The sequence below is a fragment of the Micromonospora sp. NPDC007220 genome (assembly GCF_040634035.1).
Lineage (GTDB): Bacteria > Actinomycetota > Actinomycetes > Mycobacteriales > Micromonosporaceae > Micromonospora > Micromonospora reichwaldensis.
Genome location: NZ_JBEYEU010000003.1, coordinates 55,286 through 73,829, shown reverse-complemented (window position 1 = coordinate 73,829; position 18,544 = coordinate 55,286). Strand labels below are relative to the sequence as shown.

Annotated in this window: 18 protein-coding genes; 6 read left to right on the top strand and 12 right to left on the bottom strand. The window is 74.6% G+C overall.

Features of this window, described 5'->3' with window-relative positions; translation table 11 throughout:
* Nucleotides 1–32: 32 nt before the first annotated feature.
* The gene (locus ABZ573_RS08730; RefSeq protein WP_151455599.1) at nucleotides 33–1,145 is read right to left on the bottom strand and encodes an ATP-dependent DNA ligase; all 1,113 of its coding nucleotides are present in this window, start codon (nucleotides 1,143–1,145) and stop codon (nucleotides 33–35) included.
* A 136-nt stretch (nucleotides 1,146–1,281) separates the two neighbouring features.
* Between ABZ573_RS08730 and ABZ573_RS08725 the strand changes: the two genes are divergently transcribed.
* The gene (locus tag ABZ573_RS08725; protein ID WP_132233121.1) at nucleotides 1,282–1,494 is read left to right on the top strand and encodes a hypothetical protein; all 213 of its coding nucleotides are present in this window, start codon (nucleotides 1,282–1,284) and stop codon (nucleotides 1,492–1,494) included.
* 165 nt (nucleotides 1,495–1,659) lie between these two features.
* Complete coding sequence (locus tag ABZ573_RS08720) at nucleotides 1,660–2,082, top strand: SRPBCC family protein (protein WP_151455598.1); 423 nt, start codon at nucleotides 1,660–1,662, stop codon at nucleotides 2,080–2,082.
* Here ABZ573_RS08720 and ABZ573_RS08715 read toward each other — a convergent pair.
* Complete coding sequence (locus tag ABZ573_RS08715) at nucleotides 2,057–2,548, bottom strand: GNAT family N-acetyltransferase (protein ID WP_358116886.1); 492 nt, start codon at nucleotides 2,546–2,548, stop codon at nucleotides 2,057–2,059. The two genes, ABZ573_RS08720 and ABZ573_RS08715, sit on opposite strands and share 26 nt — an antisense overlap.
* An 85-nt stretch (nucleotides 2,549–2,633) precedes the next feature.
* On the opposite strand from ABZ573_RS08715, the gene ABZ573_RS08710 reads away from it, so the two are divergent.
* On the top strand, nucleotides 2,634–3,137 hold the full coding sequence (locus tag ABZ573_RS08710; RefSeq protein WP_327030911.1) for a DUF1990 domain-containing protein: 504 nt from the start codon (nucleotides 2,634–2,636) through the stop codon (nucleotides 3,135–3,137).
* Nucleotides 3,138–3,197: 60 nt separating this feature from the next.
* Here the strand turns inward: ABZ573_RS08710 and ABZ573_RS08705 are convergent, their stop codons facing one another.
* The 10 genes from ABZ573_RS08705 to ABZ573_RS08660 form a co-directional block, all read right to left on the bottom strand.
* The gene (locus tag ABZ573_RS08705) at nucleotides 3,198–4,118 is read right to left on the bottom strand and encodes a DNA-3-methyladenine glycosylase 2 family protein (RefSeq protein ID WP_358116883.1); all 921 of its coding nucleotides are present in this window, start codon (nucleotides 4,116–4,118) and stop codon (nucleotides 3,198–3,200) included.
* Nucleotides 4,119–4,243: 125 nt separating this feature from the next.
* Nucleotides 4,244–4,879 (bottom strand): hypothetical protein, encoded by a 636-nt coding sequence (locus tag ABZ573_RS08700; RefSeq protein WP_151455594.1) that lies wholly within the window; start codon nucleotides 4,877–4,879, stop codon nucleotides 4,244–4,246.
* Between the two features lie 221 nt (nucleotides 4,880–5,100).
* Entirely contained in the window at nucleotides 5,101–5,880 is a 780-nt protein-coding gene (locus ABZ573_RS08695; RefSeq protein ID WP_151455593.1) for a zf-HC2 domain-containing protein, read from the bottom strand.
* Nucleotides 5,877–6,572, bottom strand: a complete 696-nt coding sequence (locus ABZ573_RS08690; protein ID WP_151455592.1) for a sigma-70 family RNA polymerase sigma factor — start codon at nucleotides 6,570–6,572, stop codon at nucleotides 5,877–5,879. The genes ABZ573_RS08695 and ABZ573_RS08690 overlap by 4 nt, the downstream gene beginning before the upstream one ends.
* Before the next feature lie 176 nt (nucleotides 6,573–6,748).
* Entirely contained in the window at nucleotides 6,749–7,606 is an 858-nt protein-coding gene (locus ABZ573_RS08685; protein ID WP_327030913.1) for a fused MFS/spermidine synthase, read from the bottom strand.
* Entirely contained in the window at nucleotides 7,606–8,568 is a 963-nt protein-coding gene (locus tag ABZ573_RS08680; protein WP_132233139.1) for a hypothetical protein, read from the bottom strand. The genes ABZ573_RS08685 and ABZ573_RS08680 overlap by 1 nt, the downstream gene beginning before the upstream one ends.
* 37 nt (nucleotides 8,569–8,605) lie before the next feature.
* Nucleotides 8,606–11,080 carry an SMC family ATPase gene (locus tag ABZ573_RS08675; protein ID WP_358116878.1) on the bottom strand — a complete coding sequence of 825 codons (2,475 nt, stop codon included), beginning with the start codon at nucleotides 11,078–11,080 and terminating at the stop codon, nucleotides 8,606–8,608.
* Nucleotides 11,080–12,228, bottom strand: coding sequence for an exonuclease SbcCD subunit D (locus ABZ573_RS08670; protein WP_151455588.1), 1,149 nt, complete (start codon nucleotides 12,226–12,228; stop codon nucleotides 11,080–11,082). Before ABZ573_RS08670 ends, ABZ573_RS08675 begins: the two co-directional genes overlap by 1 nt.
* Before the next feature lie 12 nt (nucleotides 12,229–12,240).
* The gene (locus tag ABZ573_RS08665; RefSeq protein WP_327030916.1) at nucleotides 12,241–13,995 is read right to left on the bottom strand and encodes an ATP-binding protein; all 1,755 of its coding nucleotides are present in this window, start codon (nucleotides 13,993–13,995) and stop codon (nucleotides 12,241–12,243) included.
* A gap of 138 nt (nucleotides 13,996–14,133) precedes the next feature.
* Nucleotides 14,134–14,886: a pyrimidine reductase family protein gene (locus ABZ573_RS08660; RefSeq protein ID WP_358116873.1), complete on the bottom strand. Its 753-nt coding sequence runs from the start codon at nucleotides 14,884–14,886 to the stop codon at nucleotides 14,134–14,136.
* Between the two features lie 150 nt (nucleotides 14,887–15,036).
* Between ABZ573_RS08660 and ABZ573_RS08655 the strand changes: the two genes are divergently transcribed.
* The 3 genes from ABZ573_RS08655 to ABZ573_RS08645 all read left to right on the top strand — a co-directional run bounded on the left by ABZ573_RS08655 (nucleotide 15,037) and on the right by ABZ573_RS08645 (nucleotide 18,533).
* Nucleotides 15,037–15,582, top strand: coding sequence for a plasmid pRiA4b ORF-3 family protein (locus tag ABZ573_RS08655; RefSeq protein WP_151455585.1), 546 nt, complete (start codon nucleotides 15,037–15,039; stop codon nucleotides 15,580–15,582).
* A 530-nt stretch (nucleotides 15,583–16,112) separates the two neighbouring features.
* Entirely contained in the window at nucleotides 16,113–17,405 is a 1,293-nt protein-coding gene (locus tag ABZ573_RS08650) for an extracellular solute-binding protein (RefSeq protein WP_151457309.1), read from the top strand.
* Nucleotides 17,406–17,561: 156 nt separating this feature from the next.
* Nucleotides 17,562–18,533 (top strand): sugar ABC transporter permease, encoded by a 972-nt coding sequence (locus ABZ573_RS08645; RefSeq protein WP_151457310.1) that lies wholly within the window; start codon nucleotides 17,562–17,564, stop codon nucleotides 18,531–18,533.
* Nucleotides 18,534–18,544 lie beyond the last annotated feature (11 nt).

Genomic DNA, 18,544 nt, shown 5'->3' with positions numbered 1-18,544 from the left:
GCGAGCCTCCGTGATCGGGTCGACAGGCCAGGCTACGCCGGACCGGCGGCGGACCCCACGGTCACCGTGGGATCGCCGCGCAGCACCTGGTCCACATCGAACCGTACGGGCCGCTCGAGCTGGTCGTAGCGGCAGGATTGCGGTTCGCGGTCGGGCCGCCAGCGGACGAACCGGGCGGTGTGCCGGAACCGGTCGCCCTCCATGGCGTCGTAGCCGACCTCGACCACCAGCTCGGGGCGCAGCGGCTCCCACTCGAGGTTGCGGGCGCCCGTCCAGCGGCTCACCCCGCCGGGCAGGCGCTGGCCGCGTTCGTGGTCGCCGTGCACCCACGGGTGGTCGGCGCCGACGTCACGGTAGGGCTCCAGCTCCTCCAGCAGCTCCGCGCGGCGGGCCATCGTGAACGACGCGCTCACCCCGACGTGGTGCAGGACGCCGTCGTCGTCGTGAAGGCCGAGCAGGAGCGAGCCGACCACCGGGCCGGACTTGTGCCAGCGGAAGCCGGCCACCACCACGTCGGCCGTGCGGGCGTGCTTGACCTTGAACATGAGCCGCTTGCCCGGCTCGTAGGGCAGGTCGGCCGGCTTGGCGATCAGGCCGTCCAGGCCGGCGCCCTCGAAGACGTCGAACCAGCGGTGGGCGGTGTCGACGTCGGTGGTGACCTGCGTGACGTGCACCGGCGGCCGGACCCCGGCCAGCGCCGACTCCAGCCGGGCCCGGCGTCGCGGATAGGGCTCGTCGAGCAGCGTCTCGTCGTCGAGGGCGAGCAGGTCGAAGGCGACGAAGTCGGCCGGAGTCGTCTCGGCCAGCATCCTCACCCGGGACGCGGCCGGGTGGACGCGCTGGGCCAGCAGCTCGAAGTCCAGCCGGGGCTGCCCGCCCGGGCCGTCGCGCCGGATCACGATCAGCTCGCCGTCGACCGCGCACCGCTCGGGCAGCTGGCGGCGGGCCTGCTCGACCACCTCGGGGAAGTAGCGGGTCATCGATTTGCCGCCCCGGCTGGAGAGCTCCACCTCGTCGCCGTCGCGGAACACGATGCACCGGAAGCCGTCCCACTTCGGCTCGTAGGTCATCCCCGGCGCGGTGGGGACCCGCGGGACGCTCTTGGCCAGCATCGGCTCGACCGGCGGACTGATCGGCAGCTTCACGGCGACCAGTCAACCAGACCGCACCGACAGTCGTGAGGCAGATCACGTCCGCGCGGCGGGTGGCGTGTCCGGCCGCGCGCCGCTCGTACCGCACCGGGCGAATCATAAAAGTGCAGGTCAGAGCTACCTTCGCGGGGTGTCGGAGTGGGTTTGCGGGTGCTGCGGGCGGTGGCGGGTGAGCGTCGAGCTGATCCGGGGCCGCTACCGGTACCGGCTGGTGCGCCGCTATCCCCGCCAGTTCGGCGGGGGCAAGGACGTGCTCGGCGAGGCCGGCTCCGTGGCGGAGCTGGAGGAACTGCTGCGCCGGCGTACCCCCCTCGGGCTGGCCGACCTGCGCGAGGCCGCCTGACCCGGCGGCGGCCGAGCCCGGCGGACGCCCGGCGACCCGCCGACCCGGCACCCCCGCGCGCCGGCGGACACGGACCGGCCGGCGGGCGCCTCGTCACGATCCCGCGCGCGGCGTCGTCGAGACTGGCAGCGGCGCCGCCGGGCGCCGACACGGGGAGGGGGCGCGATGCGGTTCGAGGCCGGTACGGAGGTGGCCGCCGAGGCGGAACGGGTCTGGGCGGTGCTGGTCGACGTCGAGCGGTGGCCGGAGTGGACGCCCTCGGTGCGCCGGGCGCAACGGGGAGAGGCGGGACCGCTCGCGGTGGGCGCCACCGCCCGGCTCGCGCAGCCGAAGCTGCGACCGGCGGTGTGGCGGGTCACCGAGCTGACCGAGGGCCGGTCGTTCTCCTGGGTCTCGGGCAGCCCGGGGGTACGCACGCTCGGCGAGCACCGGGTGCTGCCGCTGCCCGACGGGCGCAGCCGCGTCGAGTTGGCCCTCACGCAGTCCGGGCCGCTCGCCGGGCCCGTCGGCTGGCTCTACGGCGACCTGATGCGCCGCTACCTGCGGATGGAGGCCGACGGGCTCAGGCGCCGCTGCGAGCGGGACTGACCGCCTTCTCCAACTGGGCGAGCCGGATGCCGTTCGCGTCCGGGCGGTGCCCGACCACCTGGTAGCCGTGCCGGTGGTAGAACCGCAGGTTCTGCTCGGTGTCCGCGCCCGTGAAGAGCGCGAAGCGGCGCACCCGGGCTGCGCAGGCCGTCTCCACCGCGCGCAACAGCCGTCCGCCGACGCCCCGGCCGTGCTGGTCCGGGGCCACGGAGAGCCGGCCGATGTGCGCGGTGTCGCCGTCGACGTGCGCCCGTACGGAGCCGACCAGCCGGTCGCCGAGCCGGGCGGTGAGCACCGTCGTCGGGCCCGCCAGCGCGGCCCGCACCTCGTCCAGGGTCTCGGTCAGCGGGGGCAGGAACGGGTCGGCGTAGCGCTGCGCCTCGGTGACGTACGCGGCGCGCTGCACGGTGAGGATCTCGCCGGCGTCCGTGACGTCGGCGGGAGCGATGCGCGGCTCGATGATCACTCCGACAGCCAACCACAGGCCGTCGGGCGGGCCGCCCGCGCCGCCCGTACGCTGGCGGTGTCCCGTCGAGCCGTGGGGGTGCGCCGTGCCGGCACTGACCTATCCGCACGTCGGCGCCACCGAGACCGGCGAGCTGCCGGCCGGCTGGCGGCACGTGCGGCACCGGGTCCGGCTGCCCGACTCCTGCTTCCCGGCGGCCGGGGACGCCGTGCTCGGCTGGCGCCTGCACCGGGCGGCCGGCATCCGGATCGACGCCGCCGCCGAGCGCGCCGCGCCCGGGATCCGGGTGGTCTCCGGGCTGGGCGTCGGCCCGCTGCGGCTGGCCGCGCCCTGCGAGGTGGTCTGGGCCGTCGACGACGGGCGGCGGGCCGGCTTCGGGTACGGCACGCTGCCCGGGCACCCGGCGCGCGGCGAGGAGGCGTTCGTGGTCAGCCGCGACGCCGCCGGCCGCGTCTGGTTCGAGGTGGTCGCGTTCAGCCGGCCGGACCGGTGGGTCATGCGCGCCGCGGGGCCGGCCGGTCGGGCCTTCCAGCGGGCGTACGCCTGGTGGCTCGGCCGCACCCTGCGCCGTCTCTGCGCCCGACCCTGACCCGCACGTCGTCACCTGTCGGCGCCGGCATCCGCCGCCGCGACGCCCGCCGGGACCCGGTCAGAACCGGGCGAAGGAGCGGATCGGCATCCGCGGACCGTACTTCGGCGCCTGGACGCCACCGGCCGCCAGCAGCACGCAGACCCGCCCCCGATGCCCCCGGAACGGCTCCAGCAGGGCCAGCATCCGGGCGTCGTCGCCGCGCGGCTCGCCCGCCAGGGCCCAGGCCACCGTGTTCGGCACGTGGAAGTCGCCGACGCTGACCGCGTCCGGGTCCCCGTACGCGATGCGCACCACCTCGGCGGCGGTCCACGGGCCGATGCCGGCGACGGCGGTGAGCCGGCGGGTGGCCTCGGCGGAGTCCGCGCAGCGCTCCAGCCGGTCGGCGACGGCCGCCACGCGGCGCAGCGTCTCGGCCCGGCGCTGCTCCACGCCGAACGGGTGGAACACCCAGTACGGGGTGGCCGCCACCGCCGCCGGCTCGGGCGGCAGCAGCAGCGGCTGCATCGGCCCGGGCGCCGCCTCGCCGAAGTGCCGCACCGTCGCCGCGTACGCCCGGTAGGCCTCCTTGCCGGTCACCTTCTGCTCGAAGACCGCCCGCAGCAGTTGGCGGAAGACCTGCCCGGTGGCGGGCATGCGCAGCCCCCGGTGCTGGGCCGCGAGCCGCGCCACCACGGGGTGGGCGGCGGCGAGCGCCCCGAACCCGCTCACGTCGTCGCGGAGCCCGGCTATCGCGTCGGCCCACTGCACCACCCGGTCGGCACCCGGGCCGTAGCCCTCGGCGAGCAGGGCGCCGCCGGCCGGCCGCAGGGCGAGGGTGGCCGGACCGTCCGGGGTGCGGGCGGCCCACCAGAACGTGCCGGCCGCGACGCGCGCACAGGGGTCGTACGGGCTGAAGGTCAGCGCCCGGACCGACGCGGCCAGCCGGTACCCGGCGGGCGGGCGCAGCTCCCGACGCGCGGTGGGTTCGGTCCCGGTCACCCGCACATGCTGTCACGTCCCCGCCCCGTGACCGGCGACACCGCCGGGCGCACGCCGGCCCGGTGCCGTCGCCGGTCCCGGGGCGGCGACCGGCCGCGCCGGGACCGGCCACCGGGACCGTGACGTCAGTACGAGTAGTTCGAGTCGCCCTGCCCGGCCTTGTCGTCGGACGGCGGGGCGACCGGCTTCGGGGTTCCCGGCGGCAGGCAGCTGAGGTTCTTCTTGCCGTCCGGCGCGACCACGAACCAGGTGCCCCCGACGCCCTGGCCCTTCCACTGGCCGGGCTTCTTGTCCCCGACGTAGCGGTAGAGCGGCCAGCCGCCGAGGGTGATCTGCCGGGTGCCGTCCTGACGGGTGACGGTGCCGACCTTGTCGTCGGAGACGCCGTTGAGCTCCGGGTCGCCGTCGGTCAGCGCCGGGGGCCACAACTGGGCGCACTTGTCGACGCAGTTCGACGAGGGCGGGTCGTTGGTGTCCTTGTCGAAGCGGTAGAGGATCCACCCGTCCTGGTCGGTGACCACGCTGCCCATCCGGGCGACCTTCCGGCCGTTGAGCTCCTCGGTCAGGTCCGCGTCGGCGGGCGGCGCGTCGGCGGCCGGGGACGGCGAGACCGAGGGCTCGGCCGCCGCGGTGGGTTCGGCGGCGGTCACGGCGACCGGGTTGGCCGCGCCCGGGTTCGCCCCCTCGTAACCGGCGGGAGCGCAGGCCGTCAACGCGACCATCGCGCTCGCCACGATGACGGTTCGCTTCATCTGTGCCACGTGCCCTCCTCGTTGATGCGGTTCACCGGTCAATACGGATAGAGCGTTGTCAAGGTTGAATGCGAAAGCGTGGTCGATGTCACGGGAAATCGTTGAACCGAACGGGCCGGAAATCCGTTTCCCGCGACGAGTGCGGTTTCCGTCAACGGCATTCGTGGAAACGGCACGCGGAATCGACGCCGGTCGTGCGGGCTGACCGGCGCCGATTCCGCGACGGGGTGCTACATCTGCACCGTGACCAGCGGGCTCGCCACCCCGCCGGCGTCCACCGACTGCACCTGGAACTGCTTGATGTCGTCGAGTCGCGTCGACGTCGACGCCGACAGGCTCAGCTTTTCGGGACGCGCGTTGGTGCCGTACCCGGTGCCGGGCACCGACCAGGTGGAGACCACCTCGGTGCTGTTGTTCTTCCGCACCACGACGAGCCGGCACGTCCGGGGCCCGGGCAGCTTGGCGAGGATGAAGTCCACGCCCGTGCCGAAGTCCTTCGACACGACGAAGAAGCTCGCCTCGACGCCGGTGGTCGGGTCGACGACGTTGACCGGGTCGCCCTCCGGCAGCGTCCCGCCGATGTCCGGGTCGTTCGGATCGCTGGAGCGGCTGACCGTCGGCGGGGCGACCTGCGCGGTGGCGGTCGGCTCGGCCACCACCTCGGGGGCGCTGTCACCGGCGATGCTGGCGAAGCCGAGCCCGGTCGCCCCACCGAGGACCAGCACCGCCGCCGCCGTGGCGAGCAGCTGCCGGAACCGGTTGCGCCGCCGGTGGGCGCGGACCGCGACCAGCGTCCGGTCCAGCAGGGCCGGGTCGGTACGGGTCTGCTCCAGCGCGGCCATCGTCTCGCCGTCGATGTCGGAGAGCAGGCCCACGACCGGCACCATCGTCTCCAGCTCGGCGGCGCACGCCCAGCAGGTGGCGAGGTGCTCCTCGAACCGTTCCGTGTCGCGCTCGTCCAGCACGCCGAGCGCGTACGCCGCGACGTCCATGTGGTCCGCCCGGCTCATTCCGTCACCCCCCGTTCCTGCAGAGCCGTGCGCAGCGCGCGCAGCGCGTAGTAGACCCGCGACTTGGCGGTGCCGAGCGGAAGGCCCAGCTCCTCGGCCGCCTCCGGCACCGTCCGACCCCGGAAGTACGTGGCCACCAGGATCTCCCGGTGCGACTGGCTCAGCGTACGCAGCGCGTCCGCCACCGTCATCGTGCGCAGCACCCGGTCGGTGCTGTCCGCCTCGGCGAACGCCGTCAGGTCCCGGTCGTACGTCTCGGCGGGCCGGGCCTGCTCGCTGCGGTGCTCGTCGATGGCGATCCGCCGGGCCACCGTGACCAGCCACGGCCGCAGCGAGCCCTGCCCCTGCACGCCCAGCCGGTGCGCGTTGCGCCACGCCCGCAGCAGCGTCTCCTGGACGATGTCCTCCGCCCGCTGCCGGTCGCCGCCCGTGAGTCGCATGACGAACGCCAGCAGCGGCCCGGCGTGCTCGGCGTAGAGCAGCCGGATCAGTCGGTCCGAGTGACCCGCCTCGGTGGACGGTGCCGCCTGGTGGCGCCCCGGGGCGGATTTCGGCGTCACCGGCCCATTCTGGCGAGGCGCCTGGCGGGCGTCGACCCCGCGTGCCGCCGCGTCCGGCCGGGACTGGGACCGCGCGGACATCCAGTCCGGTCGCGCCCTGTCGCCGTGCCAACCGGCCGCCACCGCGTGCATGCAGACCTCCGGGTGTCCGATGACATCGGCCGCCTCCCACGGGCACGGCCGCCCGTTGGTACGCATCGCCCACGCGAACGGATCAACGGCACGCGGAAAAGATTCCGCTCCCGCACCCGGCGCACCCGCACCCGGCGTTGGGCACCTCGCCCGACGGCGCACGGAGCGGACTCCGCTCAGCGGCGCACGGAGAAGATCCCGGGCGGCGGCGGGGTCGAGTCGGTGGCGTCGGCGTCGCGGACGACCGGCGCCCCGCCCGCGAAGCGGTCGAGTTCCCCGCCGGCCAGCACCCGACCGGGGAACCAGTCCCCGGCGGCGCGCCGGGTCAGCTCCGGCACCGGCGGCTCGACCCTGCCGGCGACCAGCACCAGGTTGCCGTAGCGCCGCCCGCGCAGCACCGCCGCGTCGCCGACGAGGCAGGCCCGGGGCAGCACCGACCGGAGGGTGGCGACCTGCGCCCGGGCGTGACGCAGCGGCGGGCCGTCGGCGACGTTCGCCAGGTGGAAGCCGGTGGGCCGCAGCACCCGGGCCACCTCGGCGGCGTACTCCACCGAGGTCAGGTGGGCCGGGGTGCGGGCACCGGCGAAGACGTCGGCCACCACGACGTCGTAGCTGGCGTCCCGGCTGGCGGCGAGCACCGCGCGGGCGTCGGCCACCCGCACCTTGAGCCGGGGATCCGGCTGCCACGGCAGGGCCTGACGGACCAGCTCCACCAGCGCGCCGTCCACCTCGACCACCCGCTGGGTGGAGCCGGGCCGGGTTGCCGACACGTAGCGGGGCAGGGTCAGCGCGCCGCCGCCGAGGTGCAGCACCCGCAGCGGCGCGCCGGCCGGGGCCACCAGGTCGATCGCGGCGGCGAGCCGCCGGACGTACTCGAACTCCAGGTGCGTGGGGTCGGCCAGGTCCACGTGCGACTGCGGGGCGCCGTCCAGCAGCAGGGTCCACGATCCCGGCCGGTCCGGATCGGGCACCAGCTCGGCCTGGCCGGTGTCCACCCGCGCGGCCACCGTGTCGGCCGCCCGCTTGCGTCCCATCAGCGCCGTCCCCGGGCGGCGGCGGTGAGCACCCGGTGCAACAGCCGCGCGTCGCCGAGCAGCGCCCGCAGCCGGCGCTCCAGGCCGGCGATCGGGATCAGATTTTGCGGCGCCCGAGGGTCCTTGTAGGGGGTGGAGGCGAAGCGGGGCAGCGTGACCAGCGACAGGTCGGCCAACCCCACCGCCTCGTCGACGCTCAGCTCGGCGGAGCACTCCATCCGGACGATGCCCGCCCACGGCGCGCCGAGGGCCACCGGCAGCCGCAGATACCACGACCAGCCGCCCCAGGCCGTGCCGAGCTTGAACACCGGGGAGCGCTCACCGGCCGCCAGCTGAGTGACCACGGCGGTCAGCCGGGCGTCCAGGTACTGGCTGTGCTGGGTCTTGATGTAGCCGACCGTGCGCGGCAGTTGCCGCCGGTTGCGCAGCGGGCCGTCGACCACCAGCAGGTCGCCGTCGGTGCGGGCCGCCCCCGAGACCTCCACCTCGAGCGCGGTCAGCGGCCCCTGCACGGCGGCCGGGAGCTTGTTCAGCTCGCCCGTGCCGCTGACCCGGTGCACCGGGTAGCGGACGCTGCCGGCCACCACGTCCACCGCCGAGGGACTGGCCGTGAACAGCCCCCGGCCGACCCGCGCGCCGGCCAGCTGCGCCGCGCCGCGCTCCAGGTCGCACCGGACCACCCCGGCGGCGTACGACGCGGCCAGGCCGGGGAAGGACGCCCCGTCGTCCTCCGCCGTCCACACGCTCGCGTCGATCCGGCGCACCCCGTCGACGAGCAGCACCACGTCGGGGGCCCGTACGCCGGGACGCGGCCCGATCGCCCGCCAGTCGACCGCCGGCAGCTCGGCGTCCGCGTCGACCTGAGCGCTGCTCGGCGCCGCGGGACCGCCGCCGCCCGCCGCCTCGAACGAGGCGCCGTACGCCGGATCCCACGCGTCGACGAAGAACCGGGGATCGGTCACCGCAGCGATCCTTCCGTCGCGCGCGCCCGGGCCCCGCTCACCGGCCGGTCCGTTCGACGCGCGCCGATCGGGCGTCCTTGCTGACCTCGAAGCGGACCGGGATGCGTTCGGCCAGGGCCGGCACGTGGGTGACCACCCCGACCACCCGGTCGCCCCGGGCGGCCAGGCTCTCCAGCGTGGCGGCCACCGTGTCGAGGGTGGCCGCGTCGAGCGTGCCGAAGCCCTCGTCCAGCACGATCGACTCCAGGCTCGCCGCCGTCGTGGACAGTCCGGCGAGCTGCTCCGACAACGCCAGCGCCAGCGCCAGCGACGCCTGGAAGGTCTCGCCGCCCGACAGGGTGCGCACGCCCCGGCGCAGCCCCGCGTCGTGGTGGTCCACCACGAAGAACTCGCCCTTGTCGTGCACCAGGTCGTACTGCCCGCCGGAAAGCTCCCGCAGGATGCCCGAGGCGCCGTCGACCAGCAGGTCCAACGCCTCGGCGAGCAGCCACCGCTCGAAGTTGTTGGCCCGCAGGTGCCCCGCGAGGGCCCGCGCCACCTGCGCCTCGCGCTCGTACCCGGCCCGCTGCTCGCGCAGGCCACCCGCCTGCTCCCGGCGCCGCTCCAGCTCGCGCAGGTCGGCCTCGGCCCGCTCCAGGGCGCGGTCGGTGGCGCGTAGCGGATCGTCGGTGGGCGGCAGCCCGGCGGCGGCGAGGACGCCCGCGATGCGCTCGCCGACGCCGGCGGCCACCGCCTCGGCCTGCGTCACCGCCGCGGCCCGCCCGGCCCGCTCCGCGCGGCGGCGCGCCGACTCCTCGCCGGCCCATCCGGTGAGGGCGGCCCACGCGGCGCCCAGGTCCTCCCGGTCCGCCGTCGGCGGCCCGAACCGGGCCAGCCCGTCGCGGGTCGCGTCGAACGCCCGCCAGGTCGCCCGCAGCCGCTCCTCGGCGGCGTCCACCGCCGCCCGGGCCCGCCGGGCGGCGTCCCGGCCGGCCCGCACCGCCGCCGCCGACTCCTCCAGCGCCCGGCGCAGCCGCGCGTGGTCGTCCAGCTCGCGGCGCAGCACCGCCGGCTCGGCCGCCCCGGTCAGCTGGTCGTCCAGCTCGGCCAGCCGCGCCTGCACCTGGTCCTGGCGGGCCCGCGCGCGCAGCAGCACCCGCTCCAGCTCCCGGGCCGCGCCGTCGCGCTCCTGCACCACGGACTGGGCGGCCTTGCTGGCGGCCCGCGCCGCCCGTCCCGCCGCCGTCGCGGCGGCCACCGCCGAGTCGGCCGGCACCGCCGGCACCGACGCGACGGTCTGCTCGCAGACCGGGCAGGCGGCCCCGGCGCGCAGGTGCGCGCGCAGCGCCACCGCCTGGTCGGTCGCCTTCGCCTCCTCGTGGGCGCGGAAGGCCGCCTCCAGCTCCGCCTCGGCCCGCTCGGCCGCCGCCCGCGCCTCGGCCAGCGCCGCCACCGCCGCGCCGTGCTCGGCCTGCGCCCCGGTCACCGCCGCGCGGACCGCCTCCGCCTCGCCGGCCAGCTTCTCCCGATCCGTGTACGCCCGCAGCAGCAGCCGCAGCGCGCTCTCGTCGCCGGCGGCGGCCAGCTCGCCGCGCAGCTTCTCCTCGCGCTCCTCGGCCAGCGACACGGCCGTCGCCGCCTCGTCCGCGCCGGTCCGCGCCGCCGCGACCGCCCGGGTCACCTCCGCCACCCCGTCCGGCGCGCGCACGGCGGCCAGCACCGCCAGGTCGGCGTCGAGCGCCGCCAGGGCCGCGCCCGCCTCCCGCGCCGTCGCCCGGGCGGCCTCCAGCTCCGGTACGGCGCCCGCCACCGCCCCGGCCAGCTCCCGCATCCGGTCGACCCGCCCGGTCGTCGCCTCCAGCGCGGCGTCGTCGACGTCGGTGAGCCCGGCGAGCGCCTGGTCGACCGCCTCCAGCTTCGCCTCGGCCTGCGCGGCCCGCGCGGTCGCCCGCTTCTGCACGTCCTCGTAGACCCCGAGGCCGAGCAGGTTGACCAGGATCTGCTGCCGGGTGGCCGGCTTGGCGTGCAGGAAGTCCGCGAACTGCCCCTGCGGCAGCACCACGCAGCTGGTGAACTGCTCGTACGGCAGCCCGACCGCCTCCAGCACCGCCTGCTCCATCTCGGCGGGGGTGCCGGCCACCACCTCGCCGAGGTCGTCGGGGCTCAGCCCGGTGTCGAGCTTGGTCACGTCGAAACCGGCCGGCATCAGCTGCAACCCGGCGTTGGCCGTCTTGACGTTGCCCCGGCCGTCCCGGCGGACCACCCGGGTCGCCACGTAGCGGGAACCGGCGGACTCGAAGACCAGCCGGACCCGCGCCTCGGTGGCCGACGGCGCCAGGGCGTTGCCCAGCCCGCGCGCCCCACCCCAGCGGGGCACCGTGCCGTAGAGGGCGAAGCAGATGGCGTCCAGCACCGTCGACTTGCCGGACCCGGTCGGCCCCACCAGCGCGAAGAAGTCGGCGTCGGTGAAGTCGATCGTGGTCTCGTCGCGGAAGACGGTGAAGCCCGCCATGTCCAGCCGCATCGGCCGCATCAGTGCTCGACCTCCTCGAAGAGCTCGTCGAAGAGCTCCCGCACCCCGTCGTCGGTGTGCCCCCGGCTGTCCAGGTAGTCGGCGAAGAGCTGCCGGGGCGAGCGGCCCGCCCGCTGCGCCACCCGCGTGCCGCTGCCCGGGGCGGGCAGCAGCTCCGGGTCGATCCGGATCTCCAGGGCCTGCGGGAGCAGCTCCTGCACCTCCTCGCGCAGCCCGGCGCGCGGCTGCTCCCGCACGTAGACCCGCAGCCAGGCGTCCGGCACGTCCATCTCGGCGAGCTGGGCCAGGGTGCCCCGGACCGTCCGCAGCGTGGTGGCGGCGGTCACCGGCACCTCGCGTACCTGCGCCGCCGTGGTCGCGGTGACCTCGACGACGGTCACCGACGGCACGTTCTCCTGCTCGCCGAAGTCGACCGCCAGCGGGCTGCCGCTGTAGCGGATCGGGCAGGGGCCCAGCACCCGCTGCGAGCGGTGCAGGTGGCCCAGCGCCACGTAGTGCGCCGTCCCCGGGAAGACGGTCGCCGGCACCGCGTAGCCCAGCACGGTGTGCGCGTCGCGCTCCCCGCCGCCGGTGGTCGCCCCGACCACGGTGACATGGGCGGTGACCAGGTGCACCCGGTCCGGCTCGGTGAAGCTCTCGGTCAGCCGGCCCAGCACCCGGCCCAGGTGGTCGGCGTACGTCTGGGTGGTCTCGGCGGCGGTCAGCTCGTACATCTCCACGGCGCGGATGGCGTAGCGCTGGGAGAGGAACGGCAGCGCGGCCAGCCGCCAGCGCTCACCGCCGGCGGTGGTGCCGTCGACGACGTGCTCGTCCGGGTTGTCCCGGACCCCGCCGCGCAGGGTGATGCCGGCGGCCTCGGCCCAGGGCCGCAGCGCGTCGAGGGCCTGGCCGTTGTCGTGGTTGCCGCCGATGGCCACCACGTCGGCGCCGGTGCGGCGCAGCGCGGTCAGGGCCCGGGTGACCAGCCGGGTGGCCTCGGGCGTCGGGGCGGCGGTGTCGTAGAGGTCACCGGCGACGATGACCAGGTCGGGTGACTCGGCGCGGGCGACGTCGATCACGCCGGCCAGGACCCGCTTGTGCTCCTCGGCCCGCGACTGCCCCTTGAGGACCTTGCCGACGTGCCAGTCGGAGGTGTGCAGGATCTTCACGGGTATGTCCCCCTAGAACGGGATGTCGTCGTCGGAGGTGCCGCCACCGGAGCCGACGACGGCGAACGGGTCGACGGACTGGGTGATCGACCGGAGCGTCTCGGACGGGGCGCGGCCGGCCTCGGAGACCCGGGTGGCCCAGGCCGGGAACGGGAATTCCAGGCAGAGCGGCACCGGGATGTCGGGCTGGTTGACGAACATCGTGCCCGGCTTGGCCAGCAGCGCGCGCTGGCGCTGGGCGGGCGGCAGGAAGCCGTACTCCGGGCGGGACGCCTCGGCCGGGTCGAGCCGGCCCACCACCCGGATCGCCGAGTTGGTGACGATCCGCCGCTCCACCTCGCTCGCCGTCTGCTGGGCGCCGACCAGGATCACCCCGAGCGAGCGGCCCCGCTCGGCGATGTCGAGCAGCACCTCCTTGATGGGGGAGGAGCCCTCGCGGGGGGCGTACTTGTTGAGCTCGTCGAGCACCACGAAGAGCAGCGGCTTGGCGGTGCCGGCCTTCTCCTTGCGCTCGAACTCGCTCTTGAGCGTCACGCCGACCACGAACCGCTGCGCGCGGTCCGGGAGGTTGTGCAGGTCGACCACGGTGACCTGGGCGCTCTCGGCGGTGTTGATCGAGTGCGGGCGGCGGGTGGCCAGGTCGCCCCGGATCAGCCGGGACAGGTCCTTCTTGCTGCCGATCAACCGCCGGGCGAACGCGTTGACCGTGCCCAGCCCGACGGCACTGCCGGCCCAGTCGGAGCGGGTCTCGTCGTCGTTGAGCTGCTCGACGACGTGGTCGACCAGGTCGGCGTACGAGCCGAGCCGTACCCCGTCGATGCTGATGCCGCCGTCGGCGGGCTGCGCGTGCCGGGCCAGGTGGGCGGTGACCGAGTGCACCACCATCGTGTACTGCTGGCGTTCGTCGTCGGCGTCGGCGAAGACGTAGGGCAGCAGGCGGTCGGCGCAGAACTCGCTCAGCGTCCAGTAGAAGCTGTCCACCCCGGTGAGGCGGCTGCTCACGTCGGGCGTGCCGGAGGAGTCGCCCACCCGGGGCGGGGCGTAGACCCGCACGTCCGGGAACGCGCCGGCGGCCAGGCCGAGCTTCGCGTACGCGGCGCGGGTGGGGTCGTCCAGCCGGGTGTTGGGATGGTCGAGGAAGAGCAGGTCCTCGCCCTTGACGTTGAAGATGAGCGCCTTGGCGTTGACGGCGTCGCCGCCCAGCACCCCGGAGCGGAAGACCGAGTAGAGCAGGAAGGTGGCGAAGCTCGTCTTCGTGGCGACCCCGGAGATGCCGGAGATCGACACGTGCGCGCCCCGGCTGCCGTCGAGGAAGTCGGCGTTGAGGTAGACCGGCACCCCGTCGCGGCCCATACCCATCGGGATGCGCCGCTCCATCCGGTCGAAGTGCAGCGCCCGGGCCCGGGCGTCACCCTCGGCGCGGTGCACCACCGCACCGGGCGACGGCGGCACGTAGAGCTCCGGGTCGACACGGGTCGTGGTGATCTCGGCGGCCTCCTGCACCTGCGCGGGCAGCGTGCCGTCGGCGATGGCGAAGACGTCGGAGTCGAACTGGGCGCCCTCGTGCCGGGCGCGGACCTGCGTGACCACCCCGGCGATCGTCACCGGCTCGCGGTCGGGCAGCTCCCGCCGGGTCACCACGACGTCGTCGAGCTGGAGGTAGCTGTCAGGGGAGACCGCGGTCCAGAACTGCAGGGGGGTGGCATCGGCGGTGCCCAGCACCCGGCCGACCACCTCGCCCGGGCCGTCGAACCCGTCGTCAGTCATCGGGCAACTCCGGTCGGCTGGTCGTCGCGGTCGGGGCACACGCCCTGCATCCTGCCCGAGGAGTACGACACGTTGCCACGCGACGCGGCGGACGCCACCCCGCCATCGGCGCTCGTCAACCGCAGGGTGCCCGCCCGGTCACGGTCGGTCGCGGGCGTAGCGGAGCATGAGCACCCCGTCGGCGGCGGCGAGCACGTGTCGCAGCGGCAGGTGGCGTACGTCGCTGGGGTCGCCGGCGGTGATCCGCCCCGGGCCCGCCCCGGCCAGCAGCGGGGCGACGGTGAGGCAGACCTCGTCCACGAGGTCGGCGGCGGTGAGCGCGCCGAACAGTTGCGGGCCGCCCTCGCAGAGCACCTGGCCGAGGCCGCGGCGGCGCAGCTCGGCCAGGCCCGCCGCGAGGTCGACCCGGCCGTCGCCGCAGCGCACCACGTCGGCGACCCCGGTCAGGCCGGGGGGTGCCACGGCGTCGGCCCGGGTGAGCACCACGGGCCGCACCGGCGCGTCGGCGAACGCGGCCTGCGCCGGGTCGAGGTCGAGCGAGCCGGAGACGACGACCAGCGTCGGGTACTCGGCGAGCCCGTGCTCGCGGCGCCACGCCCGGCGCCGCTCGTTGAGGCGTACCGCCCGGTAGCCCTCGTGCCGCAGCGTGCCGGCGGCCACGAGCAGGGCGTCGCAGAGCATGCGCAGCAGCCCGAAGACGCGCTTGTCCGGCTCGCCGGAGAGCCCGGCGGAGTAGCCGTCGACGGAGACACCGCCGTCCACGCTGGTCACGAAGTTCATCCGCAGGTGGGGGCGGTCGGAGCGGCCGTAGAGCGCGGTGAGCGCGGCGTCGTCCAGCGGTCGCGCCGACGCCCGCGGCCAGAGCGCCGAAATCGGGATTCCGACGTTCATTCGCCGGCCGGACCGGTGACGGGAGGGGTGGGTCGGGGGGTACGGTGCTGGCAGTCGCACCAGTTCCGCCCCGGACAGTCGTCGTGCCGCCTGGCCCGGCACGCTCGGCAGATCATGCCCGCAGCCTATGCCGAGGAAGGATGGGACAGCATGCCGCGTCAGATCTTCCAGCTGAAGATTTCCCTGGCCGGGGTCCGGCCGCCCGTCTGGCGCAGGGTGCTCGTCCCGGGCGGCTACACCCTCGACCGGCTGCACCGGGTGGTGCAGCACGCCATGGGCTGGCGGGACTGCCACCTGCACTCGTTCGAGATCGAGGGTCGCCAGTACGGCGAGCCCGATCCCGACGGCGAGCTGGCCCTGCGCGACGAGTTGGACGTCCGCCTCGACGCGGTGCTCGGCAAGGGCAGCCGCTTCCACTACACGTACGACTTCGGCGACTGGTGGGAGCACGACCTGGTGGTGGAGGACGCCTTCACGGCCGATCCGGACGAGCGGTACCCGTCCTGCCTGGACGGCGAGCGGGCGTGCCCGTCCGAGGACGTCGGCGGCCCGGCCGGCTACCAGGCGCTGCTGGCCGCGTTGACGGACCCGGCCCACCCCGGGCACCCGGAGGCGCGGGACCGGGTGGGCGACCGGTTCGACCCGGCCGCCTTCGATGCGGGCCGGGCCGGCACCCTGCTGCGCCGCTTCTGCTGAACCGCCACGCCGCCTTCGCCGCGCGCCCCCGCCGCTTCTGCTGAACTCCTGCGCCGCCTTCGCCGCGCACCCCCGCCGCTGCCGCTGAACCGCTGCTGCCGCTGAACCGCTTCGGCTGTGGCGCGTTCCGGCCGCTTCGGCTGCGGCGCGTTGGGGCCGGTTCGGCTGCGGCGCGTTCCGGCCGCACGCAGGGTGCGCGACGGGCCGCTCAGCGTGTCCGTCGCCCGCGTCCGGGCCTGCTGAACCGCTTCAACGGGGCGGGTGCCCAGGTGGCGCCGCCCGGCGGGTCGGCCCGCGACGTGCGGCAGTCGGGGTGTACGCACACGCGGTAACGATCTGGGAACGCTCCCATGGGCCTATTGACACCTTCGACACCCGCCGGCAATCTCATGGGAGCGCTCCCGCGAACGTGGCACGACTCACCCGCGCCCCGCTCCGGACGTCGACCACCGGCCCCGACCGGTGCAGACGGCGCGCACGGCACCCCCCACCACACCCAGTCAGCCTCACCACCGAAAGAGGGGTCTCCGATGAGCCTCACCACGCGGCGCACCCGCATGGCGGCTGCCGCCCTGGCCGCGATAACCGCCATCGGCGGTCTCGCGGCCTGCGGCAAGGACGACGACGCGCCAGCGGCCGGCGAGAAGCCCGCCAAGCTGGTCGTCGACACGTTCGGCGAGTTCGGTTACGACGAGATCATCAAGCAGTACGAGAAGGACACCGGCATCAAGGTCGAGCTGCGCAAGACCGCCCAGCTCAACGAGTACCGGCCGAAGATCGTGCGGGCGCTCGCCACCGGCAAGGGCGCGGCCGACGTGGTCGCCCTGGAAGAGGGCATCCTCAACGAGTTCAAGGCCAACCCGGCCAACTGGGCCGACCTCGCCCCGCTGGTCTCCGACCACAGCAAGGACTACCTGCCCTGGAAGTGGGAGCTGGGCAAGGCGCCCGACGGCCGGCTGATCGGCCTGCCGACCGACGTCGGCAGCCTCGCCGTCTGCTACCGCCGGGACCTCTTCCAGGCGGCCAAGCTGCCGGTCGAGCGGGACCAGGTCGCGGCCCTCTGGCCGGACTGGAACGCCTTCATCGAGACCGGTAAGAAGTACCGCACCGCCACCGGCAAGGGACTGCTCGACTCGGTCACCACCGCCGCCAGCGCGGTGATGTTCCAGCAGGGCGGCGAGCTGTTCTACGACAAGGACGACAACGTCGTCGCGGACAAGAGCGCGGCGGTGAAGACCTCCTGGGACACCGCGGTCGCGATGGCCGACGCCAAGATCACCGCCGAGACGGCCACCTGGTCGCCGGAGTGGTCGGCCGGCTTCAAGCAGGGCACCTTCGCGGCGACCTTCTGCCCGTCGTGGATGCTCGGCATCGTCGCGGACAACTCCGGCCCGCAGAACAAGGGCAAGTGGGACGTCGCCCCGGTGCCCGGCGGCGCCGGCAACTGGGGTGGCTCCTGGCTCGGCGTGCCGACCCAGAGCAAGTACCCCAAGGAGGCGGCGAAGCTCGCCGAGTACCTGACCAATGCGCAGAGCCAGGTGGCGGCGTTCAAGCTCAAGGGCCCGCTGCCGACCAACCTGGAGGCGCTGAAGAACCAGGAGTTCCTCGCCTACACCAACGAGTACTTCAACAACGCGCCGACCGGCAAGATCTTCGGTGAGAGCGTCGCCAAGATCCAGCCGCTGCACCTCGGCCCGAAGCACCAGGCGGTGAAGGAGAACGCGTTCGAGCCGGCGCTGCGCTCGTACGAACAGGGACAGGCCACGAAGGACAAGGCCTGGGAGCAGTTCGCGAAGGACGCCAAGACGCAGGGCGCCTTCTGACCCACCTCATCGCCAGGTGGCGTCCGGGTCCACACACCCGGACGCCACCGGCGCCGTCCCCGTTCCGCCCCGGACGCCATCGGCGCCGTCCCGTTTTCGCGTAAGAGCGCCTGGGCGTCGGCGCGCGCCCGTGCCGACGCCGGGAAAGGACCCCGCATGAGCCTCTCGGCCACGACGGCGCCGCCGTCTCCCGCCGCACCGCCACCCCGCCCGCCCGCGCGGCGCCGGTCCCGGTCGCACTCGCTGACCCGGATGGACCTCAAGTACTCGCCGTACCTCTACATCGCGCCGTTCTTCGTGGTCTTCGGCATCTTCGGGCTCTACCCGATGCTGCGGACCGCCTGGATGTCCCTGCACGACTGGAACCTGATCGGCGACCACAGCTTCATCGGGTTCGACAACTACGTCGCCCTGGTCAAGGACGAGTACTTCTGGAACGCCACGCTCAACACCTTCGGCATCTTCCTGCTGTCGACCATCCCGCAGCTGCTGCTCGCCCTGTTCCTGGCGAACCTGCTCAACCGCACCTTCCTGCGCGCGCGCACGCTGTTCCGGATGGCGATCTTCATGCCGAACGTGGTCTCGGTCGCCGCCGTGGCGATCGTCTTCGGCATGCTCTTCCAGCGCGACTTCGGCGTGATCAACTGGCTGCTGAGCTTCGTCGGGATCGACGCGGTCGACTGGGACGCCGAACGCTGGAGCTCCTGGACCGCCATCGCCTCCATGGTCAACTGGCGGTGGACCGGCTACAACACCCTGATCCTGCTCGCGGGCATGCAGGCCATCCCGCGCGACCTGTACGAGGCGGCGGCGCTCGACGGCGCCAGCCAGTGGAAGCAGTTCTGGCGGATCACCCTGCCGATGCTCACCCCGACCTTCGTCTTCGTGGTGATCCTCTCCACGATCGGCGGGCTCCAGCTCTTCACCGAGCCGCTCGTCTTCGCCAACGGCAACATCATCGGCGGCGACCAGCGCGAGTTCCAGACCCTGGCGATGTACATGTACGAGCTGGGCATCGAGAACCTCAACACCGCCGGCTACGGCGCCGCGGTCGCCTGGGCGATGTTCCTGATGATCGCCCTCGTCTCGGGGATCAACTTCCTGCTCGTCCGCCGCACGGTGAAGTGAGGAACGCCCAG

Coding starts and splice junctions, on each gene's coding strand:
- ABZ573_RS08720 (WP_151455598.1), top strand. CDS start 1,660: ATGCGGTTCGAGGCCGGTACGGAGGTGGCCGCCGAGGCGGAACGGGTC.
- ABZ573_RS08645 (WP_151457310.1), top strand. CDS start 17,562: ATGAGCCTCTCGGCCACGACGGCGCCGCCGTCTCCCGCCGCACCGCCA.
- ABZ573_RS08655 (WP_151455585.1), top strand. CDS start 15,037: ATGCCGCGTCAGATCTTCCAGCTGAAGATTTCCCTGGCCGGGGTCCGG.
- ABZ573_RS08665 (WP_327030916.1), bottom strand. CDS start 13,995: ATGACTGACGACGGGTTCGACGGCCCGGGCGAGGTGGTCGGCCGGGTG.
- ABZ573_RS08650 (WP_151457309.1), top strand. CDS start 16,113: ATGAGCCTCACCACGCGGCGCACCCGCATGGCGGCTGCCGCCCTGGCC.
- ABZ573_RS08685 (WP_327030913.1), bottom strand. CDS start 7,606: ATGGGACGCAAGCGGGCGGCCGACACGGTGGCCGCGCGGGTGGACACC.
- ABZ573_RS08695 (WP_151455593.1), bottom strand. CDS start 5,880: ATGAGCCGGGCGGACCACATGGACGTCGCGGCGTACGCGCTCGGCGTG.
- ABZ573_RS08660 (WP_358116873.1), bottom strand. CDS start 14,886: ATGAACGTCGGAATCCCGATTTCGGCGCTCTGGCCGCGGGCGTCGGCG.
- ABZ573_RS08675 (WP_358116878.1), bottom strand. CDS start 11,080: ATGCGGCCGATGCGGCTGGACATGGCGGGCTTCACCGTCTTCCGCGAC.
- ABZ573_RS08690 (WP_151455592.1), bottom strand. CDS start 6,572: ATGCACGCGGTGGCGGCCGGTTGGCACGGCGACAGGGCGCGACCGGAC.